At 60.7% G+C, this 23,722-nt stretch carries 20 protein-coding genes and 1 riboswitch; of the genes, 13 read left to right on the plus strand and 7 right to left on the minus strand.

Going from position 1 to position 23,722, the window contains the following annotated elements:
- Positions 1–87: 87 nt before the first annotated feature.
- From ACR0K9_RS03310 to ACR0K9_RS03325, 4 genes are all read right to left on the minus strand, one after another.
- A complete protein-coding gene (locus tag ACR0K9_RS03310; protein WP_480820748.1) occupies positions 88–900 on the minus strand; it encodes an FG-GAP repeat domain-containing protein in 813 nt (270 codons plus the stop codon).
- Entirely contained in the window at positions 900–1,223 is a 324-nt protein-coding gene (locus ACR0K9_RS03315) for a 2Fe-2S iron-sulfur cluster-binding protein (RefSeq protein WP_480533068.1), read from the minus strand. The genes ACR0K9_RS03310 and ACR0K9_RS03315 overlap by 1 nt, the downstream gene beginning before the upstream one ends.
- Positions 1,224–1,406: 183 nt before the next feature.
- On the minus strand, positions 1,407–2,240 hold the full coding sequence (locus tag ACR0K9_RS03320; RefSeq protein WP_480820750.1) for a TPM domain-containing protein: 834 nt from the start codon (positions 2,238–2,240) through the stop codon (positions 1,407–1,409).
- Between the two features lie 113 nt (positions 2,241–2,353).
- Positions 2,354–3,043 (minus strand): glutathione S-transferase N-terminal domain-containing protein, encoded by a 690-nt coding sequence (locus ACR0K9_RS03325; protein ID WP_480820752.1) that lies wholly within the window; start codon positions 3,041–3,043, stop codon positions 2,354–2,356.
- 129 nt (positions 3,044–3,172) lie between these two features.
- Positions 3,173–3,250, plus strand: a riboswitch (SAM riboswitch).
- A 63-nt stretch (positions 3,251–3,313) separates the two neighbouring features.
- Here ACR0K9_RS03325 and metZ point away from each other — a divergent pair.
- The 4 genes from metZ (at position 3,314) to ACR0K9_RS03345 (ending at position 8,270) form a co-directional block, all read left to right on the plus strand.
- On the plus strand, positions 3,314–4,504 hold the full coding sequence (gene metZ, locus ACR0K9_RS03330; RefSeq protein WP_480820754.1) for an O-succinylhomoserine sulfhydrylase: 1,191 nt from the start codon (positions 3,314–3,316) through the stop codon (positions 4,502–4,504).
- Positions 4,505–4,685: 181 nt separating this feature from the next.
- A complete protein-coding gene (gene folE2, locus ACR0K9_RS03335; protein WP_480820756.1) occupies positions 4,686–5,789 on the plus strand; it encodes a GTP cyclohydrolase FolE2 in 1,104 nt (367 codons plus the stop codon).
- A gap of 282 nt (positions 5,790–6,071) precedes the next feature.
- On the plus strand, positions 6,072–6,770 hold the full coding sequence (locus ACR0K9_RS03340; protein ID WP_480820758.1) for a hypothetical protein: 699 nt from the start codon (positions 6,072–6,074) through the stop codon (positions 6,768–6,770).
- Between the two features lie 51 nt (positions 6,771–6,821).
- Positions 6,822–8,270: a TrkH family potassium uptake protein gene (locus tag ACR0K9_RS03345; protein ID WP_480820760.1), complete on the plus strand. Its 1,449-nt coding sequence runs from the start codon at positions 6,822–6,824 to the stop codon at positions 8,268–8,270.
- Between the two features lie 79 nt (positions 8,271–8,349).
- Here the strand turns inward: ACR0K9_RS03345 and ACR0K9_RS03350 are convergent, their stop codons facing one another.
- On the minus strand, positions 8,350–10,089 hold the full coding sequence (locus ACR0K9_RS03350) for a serine protease (RefSeq protein WP_480820762.1): 1,740 nt from the start codon (positions 10,087–10,089) through the stop codon (positions 8,350–8,352).
- 195 nt (positions 10,090–10,284) lie between these two features.
- Here ACR0K9_RS03350 and ACR0K9_RS03355 point away from each other — a divergent pair, with 195 nt between their 5' ends.
- A complete protein-coding gene (locus tag ACR0K9_RS03355; RefSeq protein ID WP_480820764.1) occupies positions 10,285–11,208 on the plus strand; it encodes a glycine--tRNA ligase subunit alpha in 924 nt (307 codons plus the stop codon).
- Positions 11,209–11,222: 14 nt separating this feature from the next.
- Here the strand turns inward: ACR0K9_RS03355 and ACR0K9_RS03360 are convergent, their stop codons facing one another.
- Positions 11,223–11,855 carry a MarC family protein gene (locus ACR0K9_RS03360; RefSeq protein ID WP_480820766.1) on the minus strand — a complete coding sequence of 211 codons (633 nt, stop codon included), beginning with the start codon at positions 11,853–11,855 and terminating at the stop codon, positions 11,223–11,225.
- A 78-nt stretch (positions 11,856–11,933) separates the two neighbouring features.
- Here ACR0K9_RS03360 and ACR0K9_RS03365 point away from each other — a divergent pair, with 78 nt between their 5' ends.
- The 8 genes from ACR0K9_RS03365 to glmM all read left to right on the plus strand — a co-directional run bounded on the left by ACR0K9_RS03365 (position 11,934) and on the right by glmM (position 22,796).
- Entirely contained in the window at positions 11,934–12,455 is a 522-nt protein-coding gene (locus ACR0K9_RS03365) for a DUF6446 family protein (RefSeq protein WP_480820768.1), read from the plus strand.
- Between the two features lie 5 nt (positions 12,456–12,460).
- Positions 12,461–13,669: a sodium/glutamate symporter gene (gene gltS, locus ACR0K9_RS03370; protein ID WP_480820770.1), complete on the plus strand. Its 1,209-nt coding sequence runs from the start codon at positions 12,461–12,463 to the stop codon at positions 13,667–13,669.
- Between the two features lie 9 nt (positions 13,670–13,678).
- Positions 13,679–15,940: a glycine--tRNA ligase subunit beta gene (gene glyS / locus ACR0K9_RS03375; RefSeq protein ID WP_480820772.1), complete on the plus strand. Its 2,262-nt coding sequence runs from the start codon at positions 13,679–13,681 to the stop codon at positions 15,938–15,940.
- A 12-nt stretch (positions 15,941–15,952) separates the two neighbouring features.
- Positions 15,953–18,538, plus strand: a complete 2,586-nt coding sequence (locus tag ACR0K9_RS03380) for a putative PEP-binding protein (protein WP_480820774.1) — start codon at positions 15,953–15,955, stop codon at positions 18,536–18,538.
- A 186-nt stretch (positions 18,539–18,724) separates the two neighbouring features.
- The gene (locus ACR0K9_RS03385) at positions 18,725–19,363 is read left to right on the plus strand and encodes a cell wall hydrolase (RefSeq protein ID WP_480820776.1); all 639 of its coding nucleotides are present in this window, start codon (positions 18,725–18,727) and stop codon (positions 19,361–19,363) included.
- Between the two features lie 139 nt (positions 19,364–19,502).
- Entirely contained in the window at positions 19,503–20,423 is a 921-nt protein-coding gene (locus ACR0K9_RS03390) for a dihydroneopterin aldolase (protein ID WP_480820778.1), read from the plus strand.
- Positions 20,420–21,418 carry a dihydropteroate synthase gene (folP, locus tag ACR0K9_RS03395; protein WP_480820780.1) on the plus strand — a complete coding sequence of 333 codons (999 nt, stop codon included), beginning with the start codon at positions 20,420–20,422 and terminating at the stop codon, positions 21,416–21,418. Before ACR0K9_RS03390 ends, folP begins: the two co-directional genes overlap by 4 nt.
- 34 nt (positions 21,419–21,452) lie before the next feature.
- Complete coding sequence (gene glmM, locus ACR0K9_RS03400) at positions 21,453–22,796, plus strand: phosphoglucosamine mutase (protein WP_480533038.1); 1,344 nt, start codon at positions 21,453–21,455, stop codon at positions 22,794–22,796.
- Here glmM and ACR0K9_RS03405 read toward each other — a convergent pair.
- A complete protein-coding gene (locus tag ACR0K9_RS03405; protein ID WP_480533036.1) occupies positions 22,793–23,695 on the minus strand; it encodes a DMT family transporter in 903 nt (300 codons plus the stop codon). The genes glmM and ACR0K9_RS03405 overlap by 4 nt on opposite strands.
- Positions 23,696–23,722: the final 27 nt, after the last annotated feature.

Consider the following 23,722-nt stretch of genomic DNA (forward strand, 5'->3'; position numbering starts at 1 on the left):
CGGGCTGCGCCCGTCTCTATTTTTTGGGGTACGAGGGGCGCTGCCCCTCGCGCTCCCCGGGATATTTTTGGCCAGATGAAGAGCGGATCAGCAGGTCAGAGCTGCGCTGAGATCCTTGCGGTGCCTGAGTGGGCCGAGATCAGTGGTTTGCCAGCCGTCTTTGTAGAAAACACCGATAACGCGGGACCAGTCGGCGCTTGCGAGGACGAGGGCCGAGCGCTTGCCGCATTTGCGTATGCCGCCTGAGATGAAATCCTCTCCGATCTTGTGATTGGTCAGGCCGGGGATTGTGGCGATTTCGGTGAGGTCTCGGTTTTCGTAGCGCCAGATGCGCAGGGTTTTGGCGAGGTGCGGGCGGTCGATATAGGCGATCTCGACATGGCCGTCGCCGTCGAGATCGGCGGCTCCGATTGGGGCGAGCCAGCGGTTGCGGGTGCCGATATGTGGGGTGGCGGCGATTTTGACGCCGCGCGCGTCGTAGATGGCCAGTTGTGCGCCGGTATCTTGTTGTGATTCAACAACGATAACTTCGGTTGTCCCGTTTTGATCGATGTCGACAAGTCGTGGTTCGAGATCTTCGAATACACGGTCGTCAGGCAGGCTTATTGTGATGACAGACTGTTTGGAGAAGGGTTCGATTATCTGTTCGACCCGACCGGTGTAATTATCCTTTGCCACGGCAGAATTGTTGACTGTAATTACGAGCGAGCCGTATTCGATGTCGTCGCCCAGCACGCCGTGCGCATAGCGTGTGGTTGGATCACTGAAGTGAGCCGATGTGATCGTGTCGGCACCCGAGGCAACGCTAGCCCCAGCTATCCACAAGCACAGTGCCGCAAGTGCGCCGCGTGTCCCACTTTGCCACAGGCGGGCGGGCAGACGCGGCGCTTTGGAGTGCATCAGATCTGTTTTTCCGGCATCTGTACGACCAGACCGTCCAGCGCGTCTGAGACCTTGATCTGGCAGGTCAGGCGCGAACGGGCCGGGTCGGGCTCGTAGGCGAAGTCCAGCATGTCTTCTTCCATGTCGTCCTTGGCCGGGATTTTCTCGACCCAGTCGGGATGGATGTAGACGTGGCAGGTAGAGCAGGCACAAGCGCCGCCGCAATCGGCCTCGATGCCGGGGATGTTGTTGTCGCGGGCGCCTTCCATAACGGTCAGCCCGTTGGCGACGTCGACTGTATGTTCGGTACCGCTGTGCTCGACATAGGTGATCTTTGCCATTGCGTGCGTCTTCCTTTTGCGATGTTCGAGAGCTTTCTTAGTGAAGGGAGTTAGGTGTTTCTAGTGGGAATTGCGACTTGGACTGTCGCGTTTGGAAATTTGCGGCCTTGGCAAGGCCTAGTGTACGTGTCTGGCCACGCGATTGCAGGGAGACACTGAGAAAACGAATTTGCCTGATGTGTGCTACCAGCGCCCGGATGCGCCCCCGCCGCCAGATCGACCGCCGCCGAAACCTCCCCCGCCTGAGCTTTTGGAAACCTGAGGGATATAGTAGCTGGTTTCTTCAGCGTAATCGCATTTTAGGCATTCGATCCGGCGAATGCCCGAACCGGCCCTAGTTGTACTTGCGGAGAGTGTGATGCGTCGCCTCTGGCGCAGACTGCGGTTCCCACATTTTGGGCAGGTTCGAAATCGTACCAGACCATCACTTATGAAATTGCGGCCTTTGAGCATCAAAATCATCATGGCAAAGAGGCCAAATATCCAGAGACCTGGATCATCATTTGTTTTCTTGGCGGGTGCGGCCTCTCCAGTGCGAAAAGGCTGTATGATCTGATCTATGATAGCCGTGGTGCCGACCTTGATCCCGATTGCATAATTGTTTGCTTTGAAGGCCGGGAGGAATTGCGTGTCAACAATGCGTTCCGCGGCGTGATCCCAGTCGCGCCCATAGGCGGCGCCAAGCTCGATTCGCATAGCCCGGTCATCCCGCAAGACCATCACAAGCACACCATCGTTTCGAGAAGCGTCGCCGATCCCCCAGTGGTCGAAAAGCCCGGTGGCAAATTGTTCGAGAGTCAGACCGTCGGCATAGTCGTCTTGAGTGCGCAATGTCAGGATGGTCATTTCGACCCCTGTCTCGCGTTTGAGCCCATCTAGTTGCTCAGCTAGCGCCTCCTCGTCCGACGGGCTGAGCAAATTGGCAAAGTCGTTGACGGTCGTGCTTTGATAGTCGGGATAAGTTTGCCCAAATGCAGTATTGGCCCAAACCACTAATAAGACGAAAATAATTCTCATGGCTGCCCGCGTGTTTTTCGGAAGGGTATCACCGAGCGAAACAATAGCAACCGGGATATGGCCCGACTGTTGAAAGTGGTGTTTCGAATACCGATAGTGGATTTTGGTAGCGACTAGCGCCCGAACAAAACCCCCTGCGACTGCTTGTCCCGATGATCTCCGCGCAATTCGGCATGCAATGCGCGGCCCGCCTGAACGCCGGGACGGGCGCTCATCATGTCCAGCCAGCGGGTGAAATGCGGTTTGTCCTCCAGCACCTGTTGCTGGCCTTCCCACAGGCTGGCCCAGCCCCAGATTGACATGTCGGCGATGGAATAGAAGTCTCCGGCAACATATTCGTTCTCGGCCAGACGGCGATCCAGAACTCCGTAAAGACGCCCGACTTCGGTGCGGTAGCGGTCTTGCGGGTAAGGCAGGTCTTGTGGCGGGTCCAGTTGCGGGGCGTATTTCAGGAAGTGGTGCGCCTGACCGGCCATCGGGCCGACGCCGCCCATCTGCCACATCAGCCATTCCTCGACCGCGATACGGTCACGTTCTGTTTCGCCGTAGAACCGACCGGTCTTGCGGGCGAGGTACATCAGAATCGCGCCACTTTCGAAAACCGAGACGGGCGCGCCGCCGGGACCGTCCGGATCGACGATGGCCGGCATGCGGTTGTTGGGGGATATCTTCAGAAACTCGGGGTCGAACTGATCGCCCTTGCCGATGTTGATCAGGTGAGTGTCATAGGGCAGCTCCATCTCTTCCAAAGCGATGGACACTTTCCAGCCGTTGGGCGTGGGCCAGAAATACAGATCAATCATGATATCTCCTCAGGTTGCAGGGATCATGAGGGTTTCCGGCGTTTCGGCAAGGGGCCGCGCGGCTGTGTTACGAAAGCGTGACCGATATCTTCCGGGCCTTGACCAAATGCGGGACGCGGCGTAAACGCATGCCCAATACGTGGCGATTTGTTACCGGATTGCGGGCCACGCTAAACAACACCGCTAAAAGGTCAGGATGAAAGACCCCTTTCGCTTGGCCGCGTCTGGGGTTTTTTGTTTGCCTCACTAAGCGAGGCTGAAAGGATTGAGATGAGCGAGAGCTGGAACAAGCGCACCCAAGCTGTCCATGGCGGCATCCGTCGCAGTCAGTATAACGAGGTCAGCGAGGCGATCTTTCTGACCCAGGGATTCGTTTACGAGAACGCTGAACAAGCCGAAGCCCGGTTTATCGAGAGCGGCCCGGATGAATTCATCTATGCCCGTTATGGCAACCCCACCGTGTCGATGTTCGAACAGCGCATCGCGGCGCTGGAAGGGGGCGAGGATGCGTTTGCGACCGCTTCGGGCATGGCGGCGGTCAATGGCGCGCTGACTTCGATGCTGCAGGCGGGGGATCATATCGTTTCAGCCAAGGCGCTGTTCGGGTCCTGTCTGTATATCGTCGAGAACATCCTGACCCGTTATGGCGTCGAGGTCACGTTCGTGGACGGCACCGATCTGGACCAGTGGAAGGCAGCGATCCGGCCCGACACCAAGGCAGTTTTCTTCGAATCCATGTCCAATCCGACGCTTGAGGTGATCGACATCACTTCTGTCGCGCTGCTGGCGCATGAGGTGGGCGCGCTGGTGATCGTGGATAACGTATTTTCCACGCCCGTCTTTTCGCGCGCCATCGCGCAGGGCGCGGATGTGGTTGTCTATTCCGCGACCAAGCATATCGACGGTCAGGGCCGGGCGCTGGGCGGTGTCATCATCGGCACGAAAGAGTTCATTCGCGGCACAGTTGAACCTTATATGAAGCACACTGGCGGCGCGCTCAGCCCGTTCAGTGCCTGGATCATGGTCAAGGGGCTTGAGACCATGGCGCTGCGTGTGAATGCGCAGGCCGACAGCGCGCAGCAGATTGCCGAAGCGCTGGAGGGGCATCCGGCGCTGGAGCGGACGCTGTATCCCGGTCTGAAGACCCATGCTCAGAACGCGCTGGTGCAGGATCAGTTGGGCGGCAAGGGCGGTACGGTTCTGTCGCTGGACATCAAAGGTGGCAAGGCGGCTGCGTTTGCGTTCCTCAATGCGCTGACGATCCCGGTGATCTCGAACAACCTTGGCGACGCCAAGTCGATTGCGACACATCCCGCCACAACCACGCACCAACGCCTGAGCGAAGAGCAGCGCGATGAGCTTGGCATCACGCCGGGCCTGATCCGCCTGTCCGTGGGCCTTGAGGACGCGGGCGATCTGCTGGCGGATATCGAGCGCGCGCTGGCGGCGTCGCAGGCCTGAAGACACGGCCCTAATCCATGATCAGGCGGTATTGATCCGCCTGATCCGGCGTTTTCAGTCGAAAAATGACGGTTTTTTGCCACTGATTCCCATCCGGGATGCTATTGCGCGCGTATCGTTCCGGACTGGTAATTAAACCTCGGTCGTATATAAACGTCGGCCTAGCAAGGGATCCGTGCCAATGAACATTCATCCGCGCGATATCAACGAAACACCTGATCAAGATCAGGCCGCTGCGGCGCTGAAGCTGCTGCGCGAATGGGCGAAAAACGCCTCGGCTGCCGAAATCAGCCAGCTTGATCCGGCGGTGGCGCAGCTTGTTCCCGGTCTTTTGCCGACGAATTATCCGGCCCTGTCGCGCGAGTATCCCGAAGGGTTCGAGGCTGATGCGGTCTATAAGGCGACCTTGCCGGATCTGCAAAACGGCCCGTCCAGCCTGATCCGGGGGTCAAAGCAGCAGATTCAGCATGTCGGCATCTCGAATTTCCGCCTGCCCATCCGGTTCCATCGCAAGGACGGTGCGGACCTGACGCTTGAGACCTCGGTGACCGGATCTGTCAGCCTGGAGGCCGAGAAGAAGGGCATCAACATGTCCCGGATCATGCGGTCCTTCTACAAACATGCCGAGCGCACCTTCAGTTTCGAGGTGATGGAGGCGGCGCTGAACGACTATATGTCCGATCTGGACAGTCTGGATGCGCGGATTCAGATGCGGTTTTCCTATCCGGACCGGATCGAAAGCCTGCGCTCGGGCCTGTCGGGCTATCAGTATTATGACATCGCCATGGAACTGGTCGAACGCGGCGGCGAGCGTCTGAAGATCATGCATCTGGACTATGTCTATTCCTCGACCTGCCCCTGTTCGCTGGAACTGAGCGAACATGCGCGCGCCACGCGCGGGCAACTGGCGACGCCGCATTCGCAGCGCTCGGTGGCGCGAATCTCTGTCGTGGTGGATCGCAATGCCGACTGTCTGTGGTTCGAGGATCTGATTGCGCTGTGCCGCCGGGCGGTGCCAACCGAGACGCAGGTGATGGTCAAGCGCGAGGATGAACAGGCCTTTGCCGAACTGAACGCGGCCAATCCGATCTTTGTCGAGGACGCCGCGCGTTTGTTCTGCGCCGAGCTGCGGGCCGATCATCACGTCGGCGATTTCCGTGTGATCGCAAGCCATCAGGAGAGCCTGCACAGCCATGATGCGGTGTCGATTCTGACCGAGGGCTCGACCTTTGATTCCGCCAGTCTGGACCCGCGTTTGTTCACCACGCTGTTCCATGTTGGCTGATTGACCCCGCGTAAACTTCTGGAATAGTGATCAAAAATTCCGCATTGGCGCTTTATTGCCGCAATGCAGCAAGAAATGCTGCATCCGCTTCCTGATTCGCGTTAGACTGCGCCCGAGTGCAGCTGCTGCACGCCCGCAATTTCAAGGGGAGTGCAGCCCGAAAGGAAGCCGGGACGTGCGACGCCTTGGACTGCGAAACAACAAACCCGACCGAACAAATCGGGCGGGCAGGGCGCGTTACTCTACTTCCATCTGCCTCGGTTCTATGAGGAGAGACTTAAAATGAACCCGATTTCTCAACCGCTTGAGTTTCAGGCAGCGGCCATTCGTGTGGCCGGATACGCCATAGCCAGCCAGATGGAGGTCATGCAGATCATGACCCGCGCGGCGTTTGAATTTCCGATGGTCCCCCTGCAGGGGATGACCGCGAGCCAGGCATCGGCCTTGGCAGCGCGCCAGGCAGCACCGCGCAAACAGGCGGCGGCGCCCGCGAAACCGGTTGCCAAGCCAAATGCGGCTGCGAAGCCGAAGGCGGTTGCCAAACCCAAGGTTGCTGCGAAACCCAAGGCTGCACCGAAGGCGAAAGTGGCTCCGAAGACGAAGTCTGTGGTCGCCAAACCCGCTCCGGCAGCGAAACCTGCGGCAAAGGTGGCCCCGGCGAAGACTGCCGCCAAACCCGTTTCGACCGAGGCCAAGGCCGTTGCCGCGATGAAGTCCACAGTGGCTGCCAAGCCTGCGCCAAAGCCTGCGACCACGCCCAAGCCAACCGCAAAAGCGGCGCAGTCAGCACCGGCCAAGCCTGCCGCTGCCAAACCCGCAGCGGCCAATCCGGTTACGGCTAAACCCGCGCCGGTAAAGGCAGTGCCTCAGAAACCCGCCGTCGCTGAAGCGGCAGAGCTGGTCGCGCCTGCCGCACGCCGCACCCGCGCGCCGTCGAAACCGCCTGCGATGCCGACCACGAGCGCGAAATCCGACACGTAACGCGGATCATCTGCTTGACACCGTCGGGCTGGCGCGCCAACGCTGCCCGTCATGATGGATCTTCGCCCGGTCGGATATGTGATTGGCCTGCTGGTCGCCATTCTTGGGGCGACCATGCTGCTGCCGATGCTTGCCGACATGATCGAAGGGCGGGGCGAGTGGCACGTTTTCCTTGAAAGCGCGGTCATTACGTTGTTGACCGGCAGTGTTCTTGCGATGAGCTGCTCGAACGGAGTGGGCGAGGGGCTGACCATTCGTCAGACCTTTTTGCTGACCTCGGGTGTCTGGGTGGCGCTGCCCGTATTCGGCGCCATCCCGTTTCTGTTCGGCGAGACCGAACTGCGCTTTGTCGATGCCTATTTCGAAGCGATGTCGGGCCTGACCACCACCGGTTCGACCGTGATCTCGGGCCTGGATGAGTTGCCTCAGGGCCTGCTGCTGTGGCGTGGTGTACTGCAATGGTTGGGCGGTATCGGCATCATCGTCGTCGCCATGGTGTTCCTGCCTGAACTGCGCGTTGGCGGCATGCAGATCTTCCGCTCGGAAGGGTTTGAGACAATGGGGAAAATCCTGCCCCGCGCGCAGGAGATTGCGGGGCAGATTTCGCTGATCTACGTGTTTCTTACCGTAGTCTGCGCATTGGTCTATGCCGGGTTCGGCATGAACTTCTTCGATGCGGTCGTACATTCCATGACCACGATCGCCACCGGTGGGTTTTCGAATTACGACAGCTCATTCGCGCGCTTTTCGGGGCCGACGGAATATGCCGCCGCCGTCTTCATGATCCTCGCGGCGCTGCCTTTCGTGCGCTATGTACAACTGGCCAACGGCCACACAAGCTCGCTGTGGAAAGACAGCCAGATCAGGGCGTTTCTGGCGACCATCGCGGTTCTGGTGGTGATCATGTCGGTGTTCCTGACCTCGGTCTTTCCGCATCATTGGGAGCAGGCGTTCCGCGAGTCGCTGTTCAACATCACATCGATCATCTCGGGCACCGGGTATGCGAGCGTCGACTATATGGGCTGGGGCAGTTTCCCGATCATGCTGTTTTTCCTGATCGGGCTGATCGGCGGCTGCGCGGGCTCGACCGCGTGTTCGATCAAGGTGTTCCGCTATCAGTTGCTGTTTGCGTCGATCAAAACCCAGATCCGCCGCATCCGCTCTCCCCATGGGGTGTTCATGCCGCGCTATGACGGGCGGGCGATTGGCCGGGACGTTCTGACCTCGGTTATGAGTTTCTTCATGTTCTTCGTGCTGTCGTTGGGGGTGCTGTCCTGGGCGCTGGCGCTGACCGGGCTGGATTTCATCACATCGGTGTCGGGGGCCGCAACGGCGCTGGCCAATGTGGGGCCAGGGCTAGGTGACCAGATCGGCCCGGCAGGGAATTTCGCCGGTCTGAACGACAGCGCCAAGTGGCTGTTGATCATCGGTATGCTGGTGGGGCGGCTGGAGCTGCTGGCCGTCTACGCCATTTTCACGGTTCAGTTCTGGCGCGGGTAGTGCCTGCGCCCTTTCTCCCGCAGCCCCACAAAAAAGGCGCCACACCCGGATGCAGCGCCATTTTGTTGGTCTTGAGAGTTCAGTCCCAGCAGTGAACCAGAACGGTCATCCCGTTGGCGCGGCGGCTCAGCTCATTGGGTGAGATTCGGGCCGTGGCTTGCGCAGGCTGTCCCGAGATGCCTGCCTTGGTCAGAACCTCGGTCAGGCGGTCCACATTGGCGGCAAGGCTGACCGAACCGGGCAGGGTGCGCCCGTCGGACGGGGTGGGCAGCAGCATGCCCACGACGCTGCCGCTGTCGTCAAAGACCGGCCCGCCCGCGTCTCCTGGCTGAGCCGCCAATGCGAGGCGATTGACGCCGGCTTCGCCGTTCAGGCCGCGGATATCGGCGATCTCGCCAAAGGTCAGGGTTGGGGCACCTAGCGCGCCTTCGTAGGAAAAGCCGGAAACGGCGACCTGTGACTGAATGCGTGGCTGATCGGGACGGAATTCGGCAACGCTGATCGGAGCCAAATTCTGGCTCGGTCGCAGAACGGCCACACCCAGATCGGCGTCCTGCCACGCAACCTGAACCTCCTGATCGCCGTCCAGGGTGATGCGGGTGCAGTTTTCGGCGGCCTCGGTGACGGTCAGCACCGTTCCATTGGTATCGGCAAAGAAGCCCGACCGCGACAGGCGGGGTTTGCGAATCTGCAGGCCCGACATCAGATCGATGCGCTGTTCGGCATCCGCCCCGGCACCGGCGTCCAGGACCGCATCATTGGTGGTGAAGCTGGCGCGCATCGCGGCCAGAACCCGAGCGCGGCGGGCGTCATCGCCGTCGGGCCAGACCAGAGTGAAACCCTTGATCTTGCCGTCTTTCAACGCCGCTTGGGTGAACGAAACCATGCCTTTGCCGCGCCCTTCGATGGTGAAGCTGTTGCCGCGCAGGGCGCGTTCACCATCGAGCGGGACGATCTCAAGCGATTGCATCACCTGATACAGTGCGCGCAGAGTTGCCGGAGAGCCTTCCTGTGAGATCAACAGCGCCTTGGTCTCCAGATCGGAGGTGGGTTTGAAATGCGCAAACGGGGCCTCGTAGCGGTCGAAGGCCAGAACGCCCAGCGGCATATCCATCTCGATCCCGGCCTGCGGGTCGGAATACCGCGCCATCCCGGCGCTGAGCAGCGGCGCGTTGTAGTCATCCATCAGGGTTTTGCGCTGCTGCGTGGTCAGGACGCCGGTCGCATCGAACCCGTTGAATCGCTGCCAGTCAGCCATCGACCGCCGGGTGCCCTGACCGAACGCGCCGTCGATGGTCGAGTTGTAGAACCCGGCCGCCTGCAGCGCGGTTTGCAGGTCGCGACGTTCCTGCGCGCTCAGCAGGCGTTCGCCTTGCAGTGCCTGAGCGCGTGTCTCATCCGCGTCTTGCAGGGTCAGACCCGCCTGAGGCTGCTCGGGCTGGGGGTCGGGCTGGACCGGGGGCGTGACCACGCCTCGGTTCAGGATGTTGGCGCCGATGGGCCAGAACTGTTGTCCCAAGGCGTTGGAAAAGGCGATGAAACTGTCGGAAGGGATCTGACGTTCCGCCCGGTAGACGCGCAGAACCTGCTCGGCGTCGTCGCGCAAATAGGGCCCGATAACAATGGCATACCAGCCGGAATTCAGGCGAAACCCGTTCACGTCGGGCAGGCTGTTCGCATAGGACTGCGCCCGTTCCTGCGCCTCGCGCAGCGAGGGCTGCGCCTCGATCTGGACCCAGACGCCAGCGTCCTGCTGGGCGAAAGCGGCGCGCAGGCCGAAGAGGAAAAAGAATGTAATAACCGTAAATATGCGTGTCATTGTCTGCCCGTGTTATGCAGTGTTTTCACTTTGGCGCAGATTACGCGGAATCGCCGACGGATTGCCATGCCCGGAATACGGGGAATTCTGGGTGTGGCTGCGCAGTGACAGAGGGCCGTTGACGCCCACGGGCACCTTGCATAGGAAGGGCCGAACCCACCGGAACCGGGCGCTTGGGCGTCCAAGGGAAATGTCATGACCGAACCCAACAGCGCACCACGTTCATTTCAGGAGATTATCCTGCGGCTTCAGACCTATTGGGCGTCAAAAGGCTGTGCCATCCTGCAGCCCTATGACATGGAGGTCGGCGCAGGGACATTCCATCCGGCGACCACCTTGCGCGCCTTGGGGTCCAAGGCGTGGGCGGCGGCCTATGTGCAGCCCTCGCGCCGTCCGACTGACGGGCGCTATGGTGAGAATCCGAACCGGTTGCAGCACTACTATCAGTATCAGGTGCTGATCAAACCCAGCCCGCCGGATTTGCAGGAGCTATATCTGGGATCGCTGCAGGCCATTGGCGTCGACATGGACCTGCACGATATCCGGTTTGTCGAGGATGACTGGGAAAGCCCCACACTGGGCGCCTGGGGTCTGGGCTGGGAAGTCTGGTGCGATGGCATGGAGGTCAGCCAGTTCACCTATTTCCAGCAGGTCGGCGGCCATGACTGCGCGCCGGTTTCGGGTGAGCTGACCTATGGGCTGGAGCGTCTGGCGATGTATGTGCTGGGCATCGACCACGTGATGGACATGCCGTTCAACGATCCTCAGTCGCCGAGTCCTTTGACCTATGGCGACATCTTCAAGCAAACCGAGGAAGAATACGCCCGTTGGAATTTCGACGTGGCCAATACCGAGGTTCTGCTGCGTCACTTCGAAGAGGCTGAGGCCGAATGCGCCACCATTCTGGCGCAGGAGCATGACGACCCAAAAACCGGCAAGCGCATCATCATGGCGCATCCCGCGTATGACCAGTGCATCAAGGCCAGCCACATCTTCAACCTGCTGGACGCGCGCGGGGTGATATCGGTCACCGAACGGCAGGCCTATATCGGCCGGGTCCGGGCGCTGGCCAAGCAATGCGCCGATGCGTTCGTGCAGACCGAGGCGGCCGGGTACTAGGTCTGATGCCGCGCCTAGGCCAGACCGGGCAACAGCGCCTTCAGGCCGTCTGCGATCATGCTGATGGCGATGGCCGACAGGATCATGCCCATGAACCGGCTCATGATCACGCGCGCGTTGGCCGACAGCCGTTCGGCCAGCCAGGCTGCGTTCCAGAATGTGACCAGAAGCAGGGCGACGACGATCAGGAATACTCCTGCATAAGCAATGGCTTCGACCGGAGTTTTGATGTGATGAGCATAGAGGATCAGCGTCGTGATCGTGCCGGGGCCGACAAGAATGGGAAACGCCAGCGGATAGAACGCGACCGTTTCGGGCGCGGGGTAGGATTGCTTTTCCCCGTCAGTGCCGTGATGCGAGCTGCTTTCGTTGCCGTTCAGCATGTTCAGGCCGATCATCAGCACGACCAGACCACCCGCGACACGCAGATGGTCGACGCTGATACCAAACAGGCCCAATGTCTGGCTGCCGACCGAGGCAAAAGCGCCTCCGAGGATCAGACAATAAAGCGCCGTTTTCAGCGCGACTTTGCGCTGATCGGCGGCGGGCAGGTCCTGGGTGACGCTCAGAAATACCGGCAGGTTGGTGATTGGGTTCATGATCGCAAACAGCGCTCCGAAAAATCCGACGGCAACGGTGGTTTCCATGTTATTCGCCTTATATCTGCCCGTAACGATATGAAACCTGAACGATTTTCCCGGAACATAAAAGAGGCTGCGTAAACAATGACCGGAAAGCTTCTGGCGTTGATCCTTCTGTTTTCTGCCCTGCTGGCGGGCGGAAGCATGTATTATCTGCAGGTTTATGGGTTCTACTATGAAGTTGAGCCAAAGCCGGGTGAAGATGTCGTGCTGCTGGCGGCAGGGTCCGATACACCGGAACCAATCAGCTATTCCGCGTTTCAGGCGATTGATGCTGACAGCTCTCCGATCCGGTACCGGGCCTGTTTTGAAACCGATTTGACGCCGGAACAGATGGCGGGTTTCGTCGCGGTAGATAGCCCTGAGCCGCTGACCGCGCCGGGATGGTTCGATTGCTACGACGCTATCGCGCTGGCGGATGCGCTGAAATCGGGGCAGGCGCGGGCCTTTATGGGCGCGAAGAACATCCATTATGGCGTAGACCGCATTGTGGCCGTCACGCAGGACGGCAAGGGCTATGCCTGGCACGCGTTGAACAATTGCGGTGAGAAAGCCTATGACGGCACGGTAGTGGGCGAGGAATGCCCGCCCAGACCGCAGGAGTAACATAGATGACGTCGGTCGTTGATATCCCGGATTTCATGACCGCCACGCTGGGCTTTGCGGTCTATTTGCTGGGGGCCGAGATCAATGCCCGTGTCGCCACGCTGCGCAGCTTCAACATTCCAGAGCCGGTGACCGGAGGGCTGCTGGCCTCGCTGGTCGTCCTGATGTTGTATCTGGCCTTTGGTATAGAATTGTCCTTTGGCCTGACTGCGCGGGATTTCCTGCTGGTGCTGTTTTTCGCAGGCATCGGGCTGAACGCCCGGCTATCGGATTTGATTGCGGGCGGCAAACCATTGCTGTTGCTTCTGATTTTGACACTTTTGACCATCGTCGCGCAGAATGTGATCGGTGCCGCAGGGGCGGTTCTGTTCGGCTATCCGGCGCAGGCGGGTGTCCTGTTTGGCTCTGCCGCGCTGATCGGTGGTCATGGTACTGCCATCGCCTGGGCACCCGAGGTTTCTGCCGCCACCGGGCTGAATGGCGCGACCGAGCTCGGCGTGGCGGTTGCCACCTTGGGCCTTGTGCTGGCCGCTCTGGTCGGGGGGCCGATTGCGCGGCTGTTGATCGAAGGGCGCAAGCTCAGCCCCGACAGGCCCGACGAAGAACATACGGTCGGTCTGCCCAACGAGGATGCGCCGAAGTCCAAAATCGATCATCTGACGGTCATGCGGGTTTTGCTGTATCTCAACCTTGCGATCATTTCAGGGGCGGTCCTGAGCGAGGCCATCAGCGCCGCAGGGCTGAAACTGCCGCTGTTTGTGCCTTGCCTGATCATGGGCATCGTGATCGCCAACCTGCGCGCCATGCTGGCACCAAACGCAAAGCCAGTTGCGCGCACGCCGTCGCTGGCGCTGATCTCGGAATTTGCGCTGGGGGCATTTCTGGCGATGTCGCTGATGAGCCTGCAACTGTGGACCATTGCCGAGCTTGGTCTGGCGATAGCTGTGATCATGACTGCCCAGACCCTGTTCGCGGTGGTGTTCGTGCTGTGGGTTCTGTTCCCGCTGATGGGTGCGAATTACCGCGCTGCCGTGCTGGCCGCCGGTTTTGGCGGCTTCGCTTTGGGCGCAACCCCGACCGCGATTGCAAATATGACCGCCGTGACCAAGCGATATGGCCCATCGCCTATTGCCTTTATCGTGCTGCCCCTTGTATCCGCCTTCTTCGTGGATATCGCCAATGCCATCGTCATTCAGGCGATTGTGAATTTCTAAGGACCGACTATGCCCGACCTGCTGATCGAACTGTTTTCCGAAGAGATCCCCGCGCGCATGCAAGCCCGCGCCGGGGAAGACCTGAAAAAGCGGATCACCGACGGTCTGGTCGAGGCTGGTCTGACCTACGCCCACGCCGCCGCCCTGACCACGCCGCGCCGCCTGACGCTGGCCGTCGAAGGGTTATTGGCAGAAAGCCCCACCATCCGCGAGGAACGCAAAGGGCCAAAGGTCGGTGCGCCGGACAAGGCTATCGAAGGCTTTCTACGTGGCGTAGGTCTGACCCGCGATCAGTTGGAAGAGCGTGAAACGCCCAAAGGCGCGGTCTATTTCGCCACCATCGAAAAGGCAGGGCGCCCGGCGGCTGAGATCATCGCCGAGGTGCTGGACGCCACAATCCGCAACTTCCCGTGGCCCAAGTCGATGCGGTGGGGCAGTGGGTCGATGCGGTGGGTGCGGCCTCTGCATTCGATCCTGTGCATCCTGAGTGATGAGGCAGGCGCGCAGGTTGTGCCGCTTGAGGTCGAAGGCATCACATCCGGCGACACCACCGAGGGGCACCGTTTCATGGCTCCGAACCGGTTTTCTGTCACCTCGTTCGAGGATTATGCCGCCAAGCTGAAGCGTGCCTTTGTGGTACTGTCGCCCGAAGAGCGCGCCGAGCATATCTGGAATGACGCCCAGAACATGGCCTTTGCCGCCGGTTTGGAAGTGGTTGACGACAAGGGTCTGCTGGCCGAGGTGGCCGGTCTGGTCGAATGGCCCGTAGTGCTGATGGGGCAGATCGACGAGGAGTTTCTGGAACTGCCGCCCGAGGTGCTGCAGACCTCGATGAAAGAACATCAGAAGTTCTTTTCCGTGAAGAACCCCAAAACGGGCCGGATCGAACGCTTCATCACCGTCGCCAACCGGGAAACCGCCGACAATGGCGCGACCATTCTTGCGGGGAACCAAAAGGTGCTCTCGGCTCGTTTGGCCGATGCGAAATTCTTTTGGGAGAATGACCTGCGTGTCGCCAAGTCGGACATCGCCCAATGGACCCGCGCGCTGGAGAATGTGACTTTCCACAACAAGCTGGGCACTCAGGCGGAACGGATCGACCGCATCGCAGCACTGGCCCGCGAACTGGCTCCGGTTGTTGGAGCGGATGCGGATCAGGCCGAGAAAGCTGCGCGACTGGCCAAGGCTGATCTGAACTCCGAGATGGTCTATGAATTCCCCGAACTTCAGGGGCTTATGGGGCGTTATTATATCGAAGCGGCAGGCGAGGACGCCGCCGTCGCCGCCGTGGCGCAGGAACATTACTCGCCGCTGGGGCCGTCGGATGACGTGCCGACCGCGCCGTTGTCGGTGACCGTGGCGTTCGCGGATAAGCTGGATACGCTGACCGGGTTCTGGGCAATTGATGAAACGCCGACAGGATCGAAGGACCCGTTTGCCCTGCGCCGTGCTGCATTGGGAGTCATTCGGTTGGTTTTGGAGAACGATTTGCGTCTACGCCTCAGCAGGGTGGTAGACCGACAGTTGTTGCAACTCGAACTTGCGGGACTACGTGAAAGTGGAGATGAACAAGATTTGTTCACGCTCGAAAGCACTCTGGAAGAGATTGCACAGCACGGTGTTTTTGGAGCAGCTTTCAAATCTGTGGTGAAGAAAATCTCCGAAAGCGATGATTGTCCGTTCGAGCCAGACGTGAAAGACGGCTCTACGCTCAGTGTCGTATCGGCCAAGATTGACGGAGCTTCTTCCAGCCTCCTCTCCTTCTTCCACGACCGTCTCAAAGTTTTCCTCCGAGACGAGGGCATCCGTCACGACATCATCGACGCCTGCATCGCGATGGAGGGGAATGACGACCTCAACCTGCTGGTCAAACGTGCGCGTGCGCTGAATGCGGTGATTGCGACAGAGGATGGAGAGAACCTCGTGCAGGGGTTCAAGCGGGCCAACAACATCCTGTCGCAGGCAGAAGAGAAGGATGGAGTCGAATACTCCTATGGCGCAGATGTGAAATTCGCCGAGACCGACAGCGAAAAAGCGCTGTTTGCAGCGCTTGATGCGGCAGAGGCCAAGATCGATTCCGCGTTGAAGGCTGAGGATTTCCCCACGGCGATGACCGCCATGGCCGCTCTGCGCGCGCCGGTGGATGCGTTCTTTGAGGATGTGCAGGTCAACACCGACAATGACATCCTGCGCCGCAACCGTCTGAACCTGCTGAGCCAGATCCGCAAGGTCTGCTCCAGCGTGGCTGATCTGACCTGGATCGAAGGATAACGCCCTTGCGCCATGGGCGCAGGGGCTTATGCTGCGGTGAAACCAAAAGGTGCCGCAGTGCAGAATAATCCGCATACCACGCTTATCACATCGAAAGCGCCCGTTGCCGCCAATACCCATGGCGGACGGGCGAAATGCCTGCAACGGCTGGTCCGGCTGGATATGCCGGTGCCGCGTACCGTGGCGCTGTCCTTTGACGCGGTGCAGCAAATCGCCGAAGGGCAGGTGCCCGATCTCGCCGCCATCCTGGAACAATTCGACGCCGAGGCGCTGTTGTGTGTACGGCCCAGTTCCGAGGACCCCGACTGGGGCGGTCCGGGGGCGGTTCTGAACATCGGTATGAACGATGCGCGCTATCTGGACTTGTCTTCGGATATGGGGCGTGACGCGGCAGCGGCGCTTTATCGGCGGTTCGTGCAAAGCTATGCCCTCCATGTGGCGCGTCTGGACCCGGATGTTTTTGACGATATCGAAGCGGATGGGCGCGAAGGGCTGAGCCTGTCCTTGCGCGCCTATGAGGATGAAACCGACGAGGCGTTCCCTCAGGACCGGGGCGAGCAGCTGATCGGCGTACTGCGGTCGATGGCGCGGGCGTGGGATGGAACTTCGGCCCGGCTGTTGCGGCAGGCCAAGGGCGCGCCGGCAGATGCCGGGCTGGGGTTGGTCATACAAGAGATGATCCCGGGCGTCGGGCAGGGCGAATGCGGCTCGGGCGTGTTGCAGTTGATCGACCCGGCGACGGGGATGCCCCAGATCACCGGCCGCTATCTGAGCCAGAGCCAGGGACGCGATGCGCTGGGTGAGGGGGTCTCGGCGCTCTATCTGGAAAAAGATGAGCGCGGGCAATCGCTTGAGGATGTGGCGCCCGAGGCCTTTGCCGATCTCAAGGCGCACGCCGCGCTGATGCGGGAAAAGCTGCGCGAAGAGATGCAGGTCGAGTTTGTGGTTCAGAATGGCGACGTGCATATTCTGGACGGCGTACGGGTACAGCGCGGTTCGCGTGCGGGAATGCGGATCGCGGTGCGGCTGGCCGAAGACGGGATCATCCCGCAGCAAGAGGCGGTGATGCGGATCGACCCGCATTCGCTGAACGAACTTCTGCACCGACAGGTCCACCCCGAAGCTGAACGTGACGTGCTGGCCAATGGTATCCCGGCCAGCCCCGGTGCAGCAACGGGCCGGATCGTGTTTACCGCAGCCGAGGCGCAGGCCAGCGCGGCGCGGGGCGAGCCGTGTATTCTGGTGCGCCGCGAAACCTCGCCCGAGGATGTGCGCGGCATGCACGCCGCTGTCGCGGTGCTGACGGAAAAGGGCGGCATCACCAGCCACGCCGCGGTGATTGGTCGGGGCCTGGGTCTGCCTTGTATCGTTGGCGCGTCCGAGATGCGGTTCCAGACCAAGAAACGGCAACTGACGGCCCCGGACGGGCGTGTGTTCAAGACCGGGGATGTTCTGACCATCGACGGAACCTCGGGGCAGGTGCTGGCCGGAGAGCCCGCAATGCTCGAAGCCGCTTTGGACGATTGTTTTCAGACGCTGATGGGTTGGGCCGACGCCGAGCGTGACATCGCCATCCGCGCCAATGCCGATACGCCCGCCGACGCGCAGACCGCGCGGAATTTTCAGGCCGAGGGCATCGGCCTGTGCCGGACCGAGCACATGTTCTTTGATCCCGGTCGTCTGACCGTGATGCGCGAGATGATCTTTGCGCAGACGCCCTCGGGTCGTGCTGCGGTGCTGGAACGTCTGCTACCGATGCAACGGCAGGATTTCGTACAACTGTTCCGCATCATGGAGGGGCAGCCGGTCTGTATCCGCCTGTTCGACCCGCCGTTGCACGAGTTCCTGCCAACGACCCGCAGCGGTCAGCGCGAAGTGGCCGAGGCGCTGGACATTCCGGTCTCGGATGTCGAACGCCGGGTGGCGGCCATGAGCGAATACAACCCCATGCTGGGGCTGCGTGGTGTCCGGCTGGGTGTGACCGTGCCAGAAATCTACGACATGCAGGCGCGCGCGATCTTCGAGGCGACGCTGGAGGCCTCGAAGGACGGCGATCCGGTGGTGCCGGAGGTGATGATCCCGCTGGTCTCGGCCAATCGCGAGGTGGAACTGGTCAAGGCGCGGATCGATGCGGTCGCGGCCGAGGTGGCTTCGGAACGCGGACAGGAGCTGGAGTATCGTCTGGGCGTAATGGTCGAAACGCCCCGGGCCTGTCTGCGCGCGGATGAGATCGCGCCACATACGGCTTTTTTGAGTTTCGGGACCAATGACCTGACCCAGATGACCTATGGTTTGTCCCGCGATGATGCGGGTCGGTTCATGTCGGCATATGTCCGCCTAGGCGTGTTTGGCGAAGATCCATTTCACGTTCTGGATGCGGACGGGGTGGGCGAATTGCTGAAACTTGGGGCTGAACGCGGGCGTCAAGCTCAACCAGACGTTACACTTTCTGTCTGCGGTGAGCATGGTGGCAATCCCGAATCAATCGCCATCTGCCGGGCGCTTGGGTTTGACTATGTGTCCTGCTCACCCTTCCGGGTGCCCGTCGCTCGGCTGTCTGCCGCTCAACTGGCGATTTCGTCCAAACTTGGGGGTTGACTAACTGTCTCCTACCTAGAAATAGTGGCGTAGGAAACGTTCCGCTGTCGATGAATATTGGCGGCGTGAGCGGTTTTTTTCTTGCCTTCTTAAGAATACTGGACGTCTGCCCCTTGGTAGGGTATTAGCCTCGTCGCGCCCGCCGGGGGAGGGTTAGGCGCGTATGTGCCTGTGCGAGGTTATCTGATGAGACGCTACATATTGGCTGTTGCCGTGGGGGCCGCAGCCTTGCTGCCAAGTTTGGCGTACGCTGAGAAAGCGCGCGTCGATACATCTGATCAACTGGTTGCCCGTAACGAGTTGCCAGGACAGAGTTTCCGCGACTACCTGAAGCTGTTCCAGCCGCGCCAGGCGCCGGAAAAGATTGAAGTTTCCTATACCAAGGATTGGCTGGACAAGCAGCCCAAGGCGACCGGAGATGAAAATTTCCGCTGTCTGGCCGAGGCGCTGTATTTCGAGGCGCGCGGTGAAAGCGTGCGCGGCCAGTTCGCGGTAGCCGAGGTGATCCTGAACCGTGTCGAAAGCGGACGTTTCCCGGATACACTGTGTGGAGTGATCAAGCAGGGCACCGGAAAGCGGTATCAGTGCCAGTTCACCTATACCTGCGACGGCCAGAAAGAAGTTATCCACGAAAAACGCGCCTACGAGCGCGTGTCCAAAGTGGCCCGCGCCGCAATTGACGGGGTCGCCGAAGAGATGACCTCGGGGGCGACGCATTATCACACCAAAGCGGTGCGCCCGTCCTGGGCACGGGTTTACAAAGAAACGGCCCGGATCGGCGTACATATTTTCTACAGGCACAATTATCGGACCGCGAGCAAGTGAATGTTGGCGCAGGTGGTCCCTTGCCGGGATCGCCTGACGCCGCATTCGATGGCTGGAATGGCGTTTGCTGCGGTGCTATATGCCCGCTCATCACGTAAATTGGGTTGATCAGTCCACCAAGTCCGAGAAGGTCCATCAGATGAGCTCTGAAATTCGCCTTGCGTTCGCGCATCCGTCTGAACGGTCCGAAGCGACCGCTTCACGCGGGCCGCTGGATCGTATCTCGTTGCGGGACCATATCGTCGAGGTCGAGATCGGGGCCTTTCAGGCCGAGCGCGGCACCACCCAGCGCATCTGTTTCAACATTGTGGTCGAGGTACGCCCGCTGACAGATCCCATCGACGATGATGTGGATCGCATCCTGTCCTATGACCGGGTGACCGAAGCCATTGCGTTCGAACTGGCGGCCGAACGGCTGAACCTGCTGGAGACGTTGGCCGACCGCGTGGCGGAACGTATTCTGCTTGAGCCTCAGGCTGTAAGGGCCTTTGTTCGCATTGAAAAATTGGATCGTGGGCCCGGTGCGCTTGGGGTCGAGATCGTGCGCGGCAAAGATGCGATGCATCATGATGTGACCGAAGAAGAGCGGCCTCATCCCCGGCTGGTTTTCCTGTCGAACGAAGCGATTGTGTCGGGCAATCTGACCGGCTGGATTGACCAGCTTGAGAACCGGCAGCGCCCGCTGATCCTGTGCGTCGGGGCCGCGAATCTGGATGTACCGCAGACCGGCCACGCGATGACCCAGCGCCGGATCGACCTGCTGGCCATCGAGCAGAACGCCTGGGTTCTGGCAGCGCGGGATCATCGCTGTGTTGTCGTTTCCACCCGGACCGAACTGGATTGGGCGATGAAAAACGGCCAGATTTGCGTCTGGGCCCCCTCCAAGATCGTGCTGGATGCGGTGGATGGCCCCTCGGCGGCACCGTCTGACGCGGTCGCATTGGCGGCCTGGTTCGCCGCGACCTTCGAGGCCAGCGAGATGTTGGTGATTGGCGGCGATTTGCCCGAAGCCCCCAAAACACCACTGCGTGCCGTTCCGGTGGATCAGGCGCAGTTGTGACTGTCTATTACCGTCCGCTTGTTCAGCACGGGCCTGTGCGCCCGTCAGGCGCCGCGTCGCTGGCAGGTCAGCCGCTGTGGTTTACGCAGGCCGAAATGCTGCAGCGGGGCAAAACCCCACAGATTGTGGAAATCAAAGATATTCCAGATACATACATGGAGTATCTCACCCGTCCACGCGCGCCCATTGCCGGGCTGGACATGGCGCAGCCGCAGATCATGGGCATTCTGAATGCCACGCCCGACAGCTTCTCGGACGGGGGTTTGCACAACTCGGTTGACGCGGCCCGCGCAGCCGCTGCCGAGATGGTGGGTTACGGGGCCAGCATTCTGGACATCGGCGGAGAATCCACCCGCCCCGGCGCCGATTTCGTACCCGCTGAGGAAGAGATCGCCCGCACCGAGCCCCTGATCGCAGCAATCCGGGCTGAAACCGATGCGCTGATCTCGATCGACACGCGCAAGGCCAGCGTCGCAAGGGCGGCGCACGCTGCAGGCGCGGGGCTGATCAATGATGTGTCGGGCTTTACCTTCGATCCGCAGCTTGCTCCGTTTTGCGCACGCATTGGCGCGCCAGTCTGTGTGATGCACATGCAAGGTGATCCGGCGACGATGCAGGATGATCCGCAATATGACGACGTGCTTCTGGACGTGTATGACTTTCTTGAAGCGCAGATCGCACATCTGGAAGGTCTTGGCCTCAGCCGGGATCTGATCCTGGTCGATCCGGGCATCGGGTTTGGCAAAACCACCGATCACAATCTGACGCTGTTGCGCAATCTCAGCCTGTTCCATGGGCTCGGCTGTCCGATCCTGCTGGGCGTGTCGCGCAAGGGGATCATCGGCGAGATCGGCAAAGAGCCGCGCAAAGATGCCCGTGCGCCGGGATCAATCGCGGTTGCTCTGGCAGGATTGTCTCAGGGCGTGCAAGTTATACGCGTTCACGACGTGGCCGAGACCGCTCAGGCCTTGCGTCTGTGGGCCACCGTCCGGTAATCCGGGCACCAGGAATTTTCAGGAGTAATGACATATGCGCAAGCTGTTCGGAACCGACGGGGTGCGGGGCACCGCTAACACGCATCCGATGACAGCAGAGATGGCCTTGCGCATAGGGGCCGCCGTGGGCCGATATTTCCGCCGGGATGCCTCGGGCGTGCACCGGGTTGTCATCGGCAAGGATACGCGGCTGTCGGGGTACATGCTGGAAAACGCGCTGACGGCGGGGCTGACCTCGACCGGGATGAACGTGTTGCTGCTGGGACCGGTGCCGACTCCGGCGGTCGGACTGATGACCCGGTCGATGCGGGCGGATCTGGGCGTGATGATTTCGGCCAGTCACAACCCGGCTGAGGACAATGGGATTAAGTTCTTCGGGCCTGACGGTTTCAAACTGTCCGATCAGGCCGAACTGGAAATCGAGCGTCTGATCGAAGAGGGCGTGCGCCCGGCACAGGCGCAGAATATTGGCCGAGCGCGCAGGGTCGATGACGCCCGGTTCCGCTATGGCGAGCGGGTCAAATCCTCGCTGCCGCGCGATGTGCGGCTGGATGGGTTGAAGGTTGTGATCGATTGCGCCAATGGTGCCGCGCACCGCACCGCGCCCGAAGTGTTGTGGGAGTTGGGTGCAGATGTCATCCCCATCGGCATTGCGCCGGACGGCAAGAATATCAACCTTGACTGCGGTTCCACCAAACCGCGCGTCGCAGCGGAAGCCGTTGTCGCGCATGGCGCGGATGTCGGCATCTGTCTGGATGGCGATGCCGACCGCGTCGTTGTGATTGACGAGACTGGCAAGGTGGCAGACGGCGATCAGTTGATGGCTTTGCTTGCCGGGGCCTGGTCGCGGGCAGAGCAGCTGAAGGGCGGCACCCTGGTGGCGACGGTGATGTCCAATCTGGGTCTTGAACGCCATCTGCAGGGGCAGGGCCTGCGTCTGGAACGCACCGCAGTCGGTGACCGATACGTGGTAGAACGGATGCGCGAGGGTGGTTTCAATCTGGGCGGCGAACAATCCGGCCATATCGTGATGAGCGACTATGCTACCACCGGCGATGGATTGATGGCCGGCCTGCATTTTCTGGCCGAGATGGTGCTGTCCGAAAGGAAAGCCTCGGAGCTGTCGCGCCAGTTCGAAACGGTTCCGCAATTGCTAAAGAATGTGCGATTTACCGCCGGGCAGACCCCGCTGGAGGCTGCCAACGTCAAGACGGCCATATCCGAGGCCGAAGCGCGGTTGAACGGGCAGGGGCGTTTGCTGATCCGCAAGTCGGGCACGGAGCCTCTGATCCGGGTGATGGCGGAATGCGAAGACGCTGCTCTGCTCAATCAGGTGGTTGACGGAATCGTCGCCGAGGTCGAGGCGGTCGCGGGCTAATACCCGATCAGCATCTTACGCAGGCTGAACCATTGGCTGAGGGCCATGCCGGCCAGAATCAGCGCAAGCGCTATGAAAAAACGCAGCGGCAGTGCTTCGGACAGGATCCAGGCGCCAAAGACCATCGACCAGATCGGCACCTGATAGTTTACCAGCGTCAGAAAGACCGATCCGGCGCTGCGTGTGATCGAGACCCGCAGCAGGGTGGCAAAGGCAGTGGGCAACAGGCCCAGCACGATCAGCGCCACGGTCGGGCGGGGGCCTTGCCAGGTCGGCAGCCCCTCGGTCAGCAGCATGATTGGCACCAGAAGAGAGGCCCCCACGACCAGCGTCAGAGCTGCAAGGACCAGCGGATCAATTGGTGGGCAACGGCGCGTCATGACCGATGAACTGGCGTAGCACAGGGCGGCGCAAATGCACGCCAGTTGCGCCAGAGGCTCGGTCCCTTGACCCAATTGCGCTAGGCCCGGCCCGATCAGGACCAGCGCACCAGTGAACCCGAGGCAAACCCCGATCAGGCGGCGCAGGTTCAGGGGCTCATCCGAAAAAAAATGTGCCAGCGGCAAAACCATCAGCGGGATCGCCGCCATGGACAGCCCCGCGAAGGCCGAGGGGACGAACTGTTGCCCCCAGCTGAGCAGCATGAAGGGAACGGCGGTGGACAGCAGACCGATCAGGATGATCGAAACACCCAATGCAGGAGTCAACGCGGGCACGCGACGGCCCGTCAACCGCATCAGCACCAGCAAGGTCACCGCGCCCAACGTGGTGCGCGAGGTGGCAACCGTAATGGGGCCGTAGCCTTCCAGCGCCATGGCCACGACCATGAATGTTGCGCCCCAAATGAGGCCCAGAATGAAGACGCCGCTCCAGTCTCGTGTTGAGGGTTGTTCAACCATTCCACCCCCTTATCCCGCGTAAGTGAA

Source organism: Ruegeria sp. L12 (genome assembly GCF_056531745.1).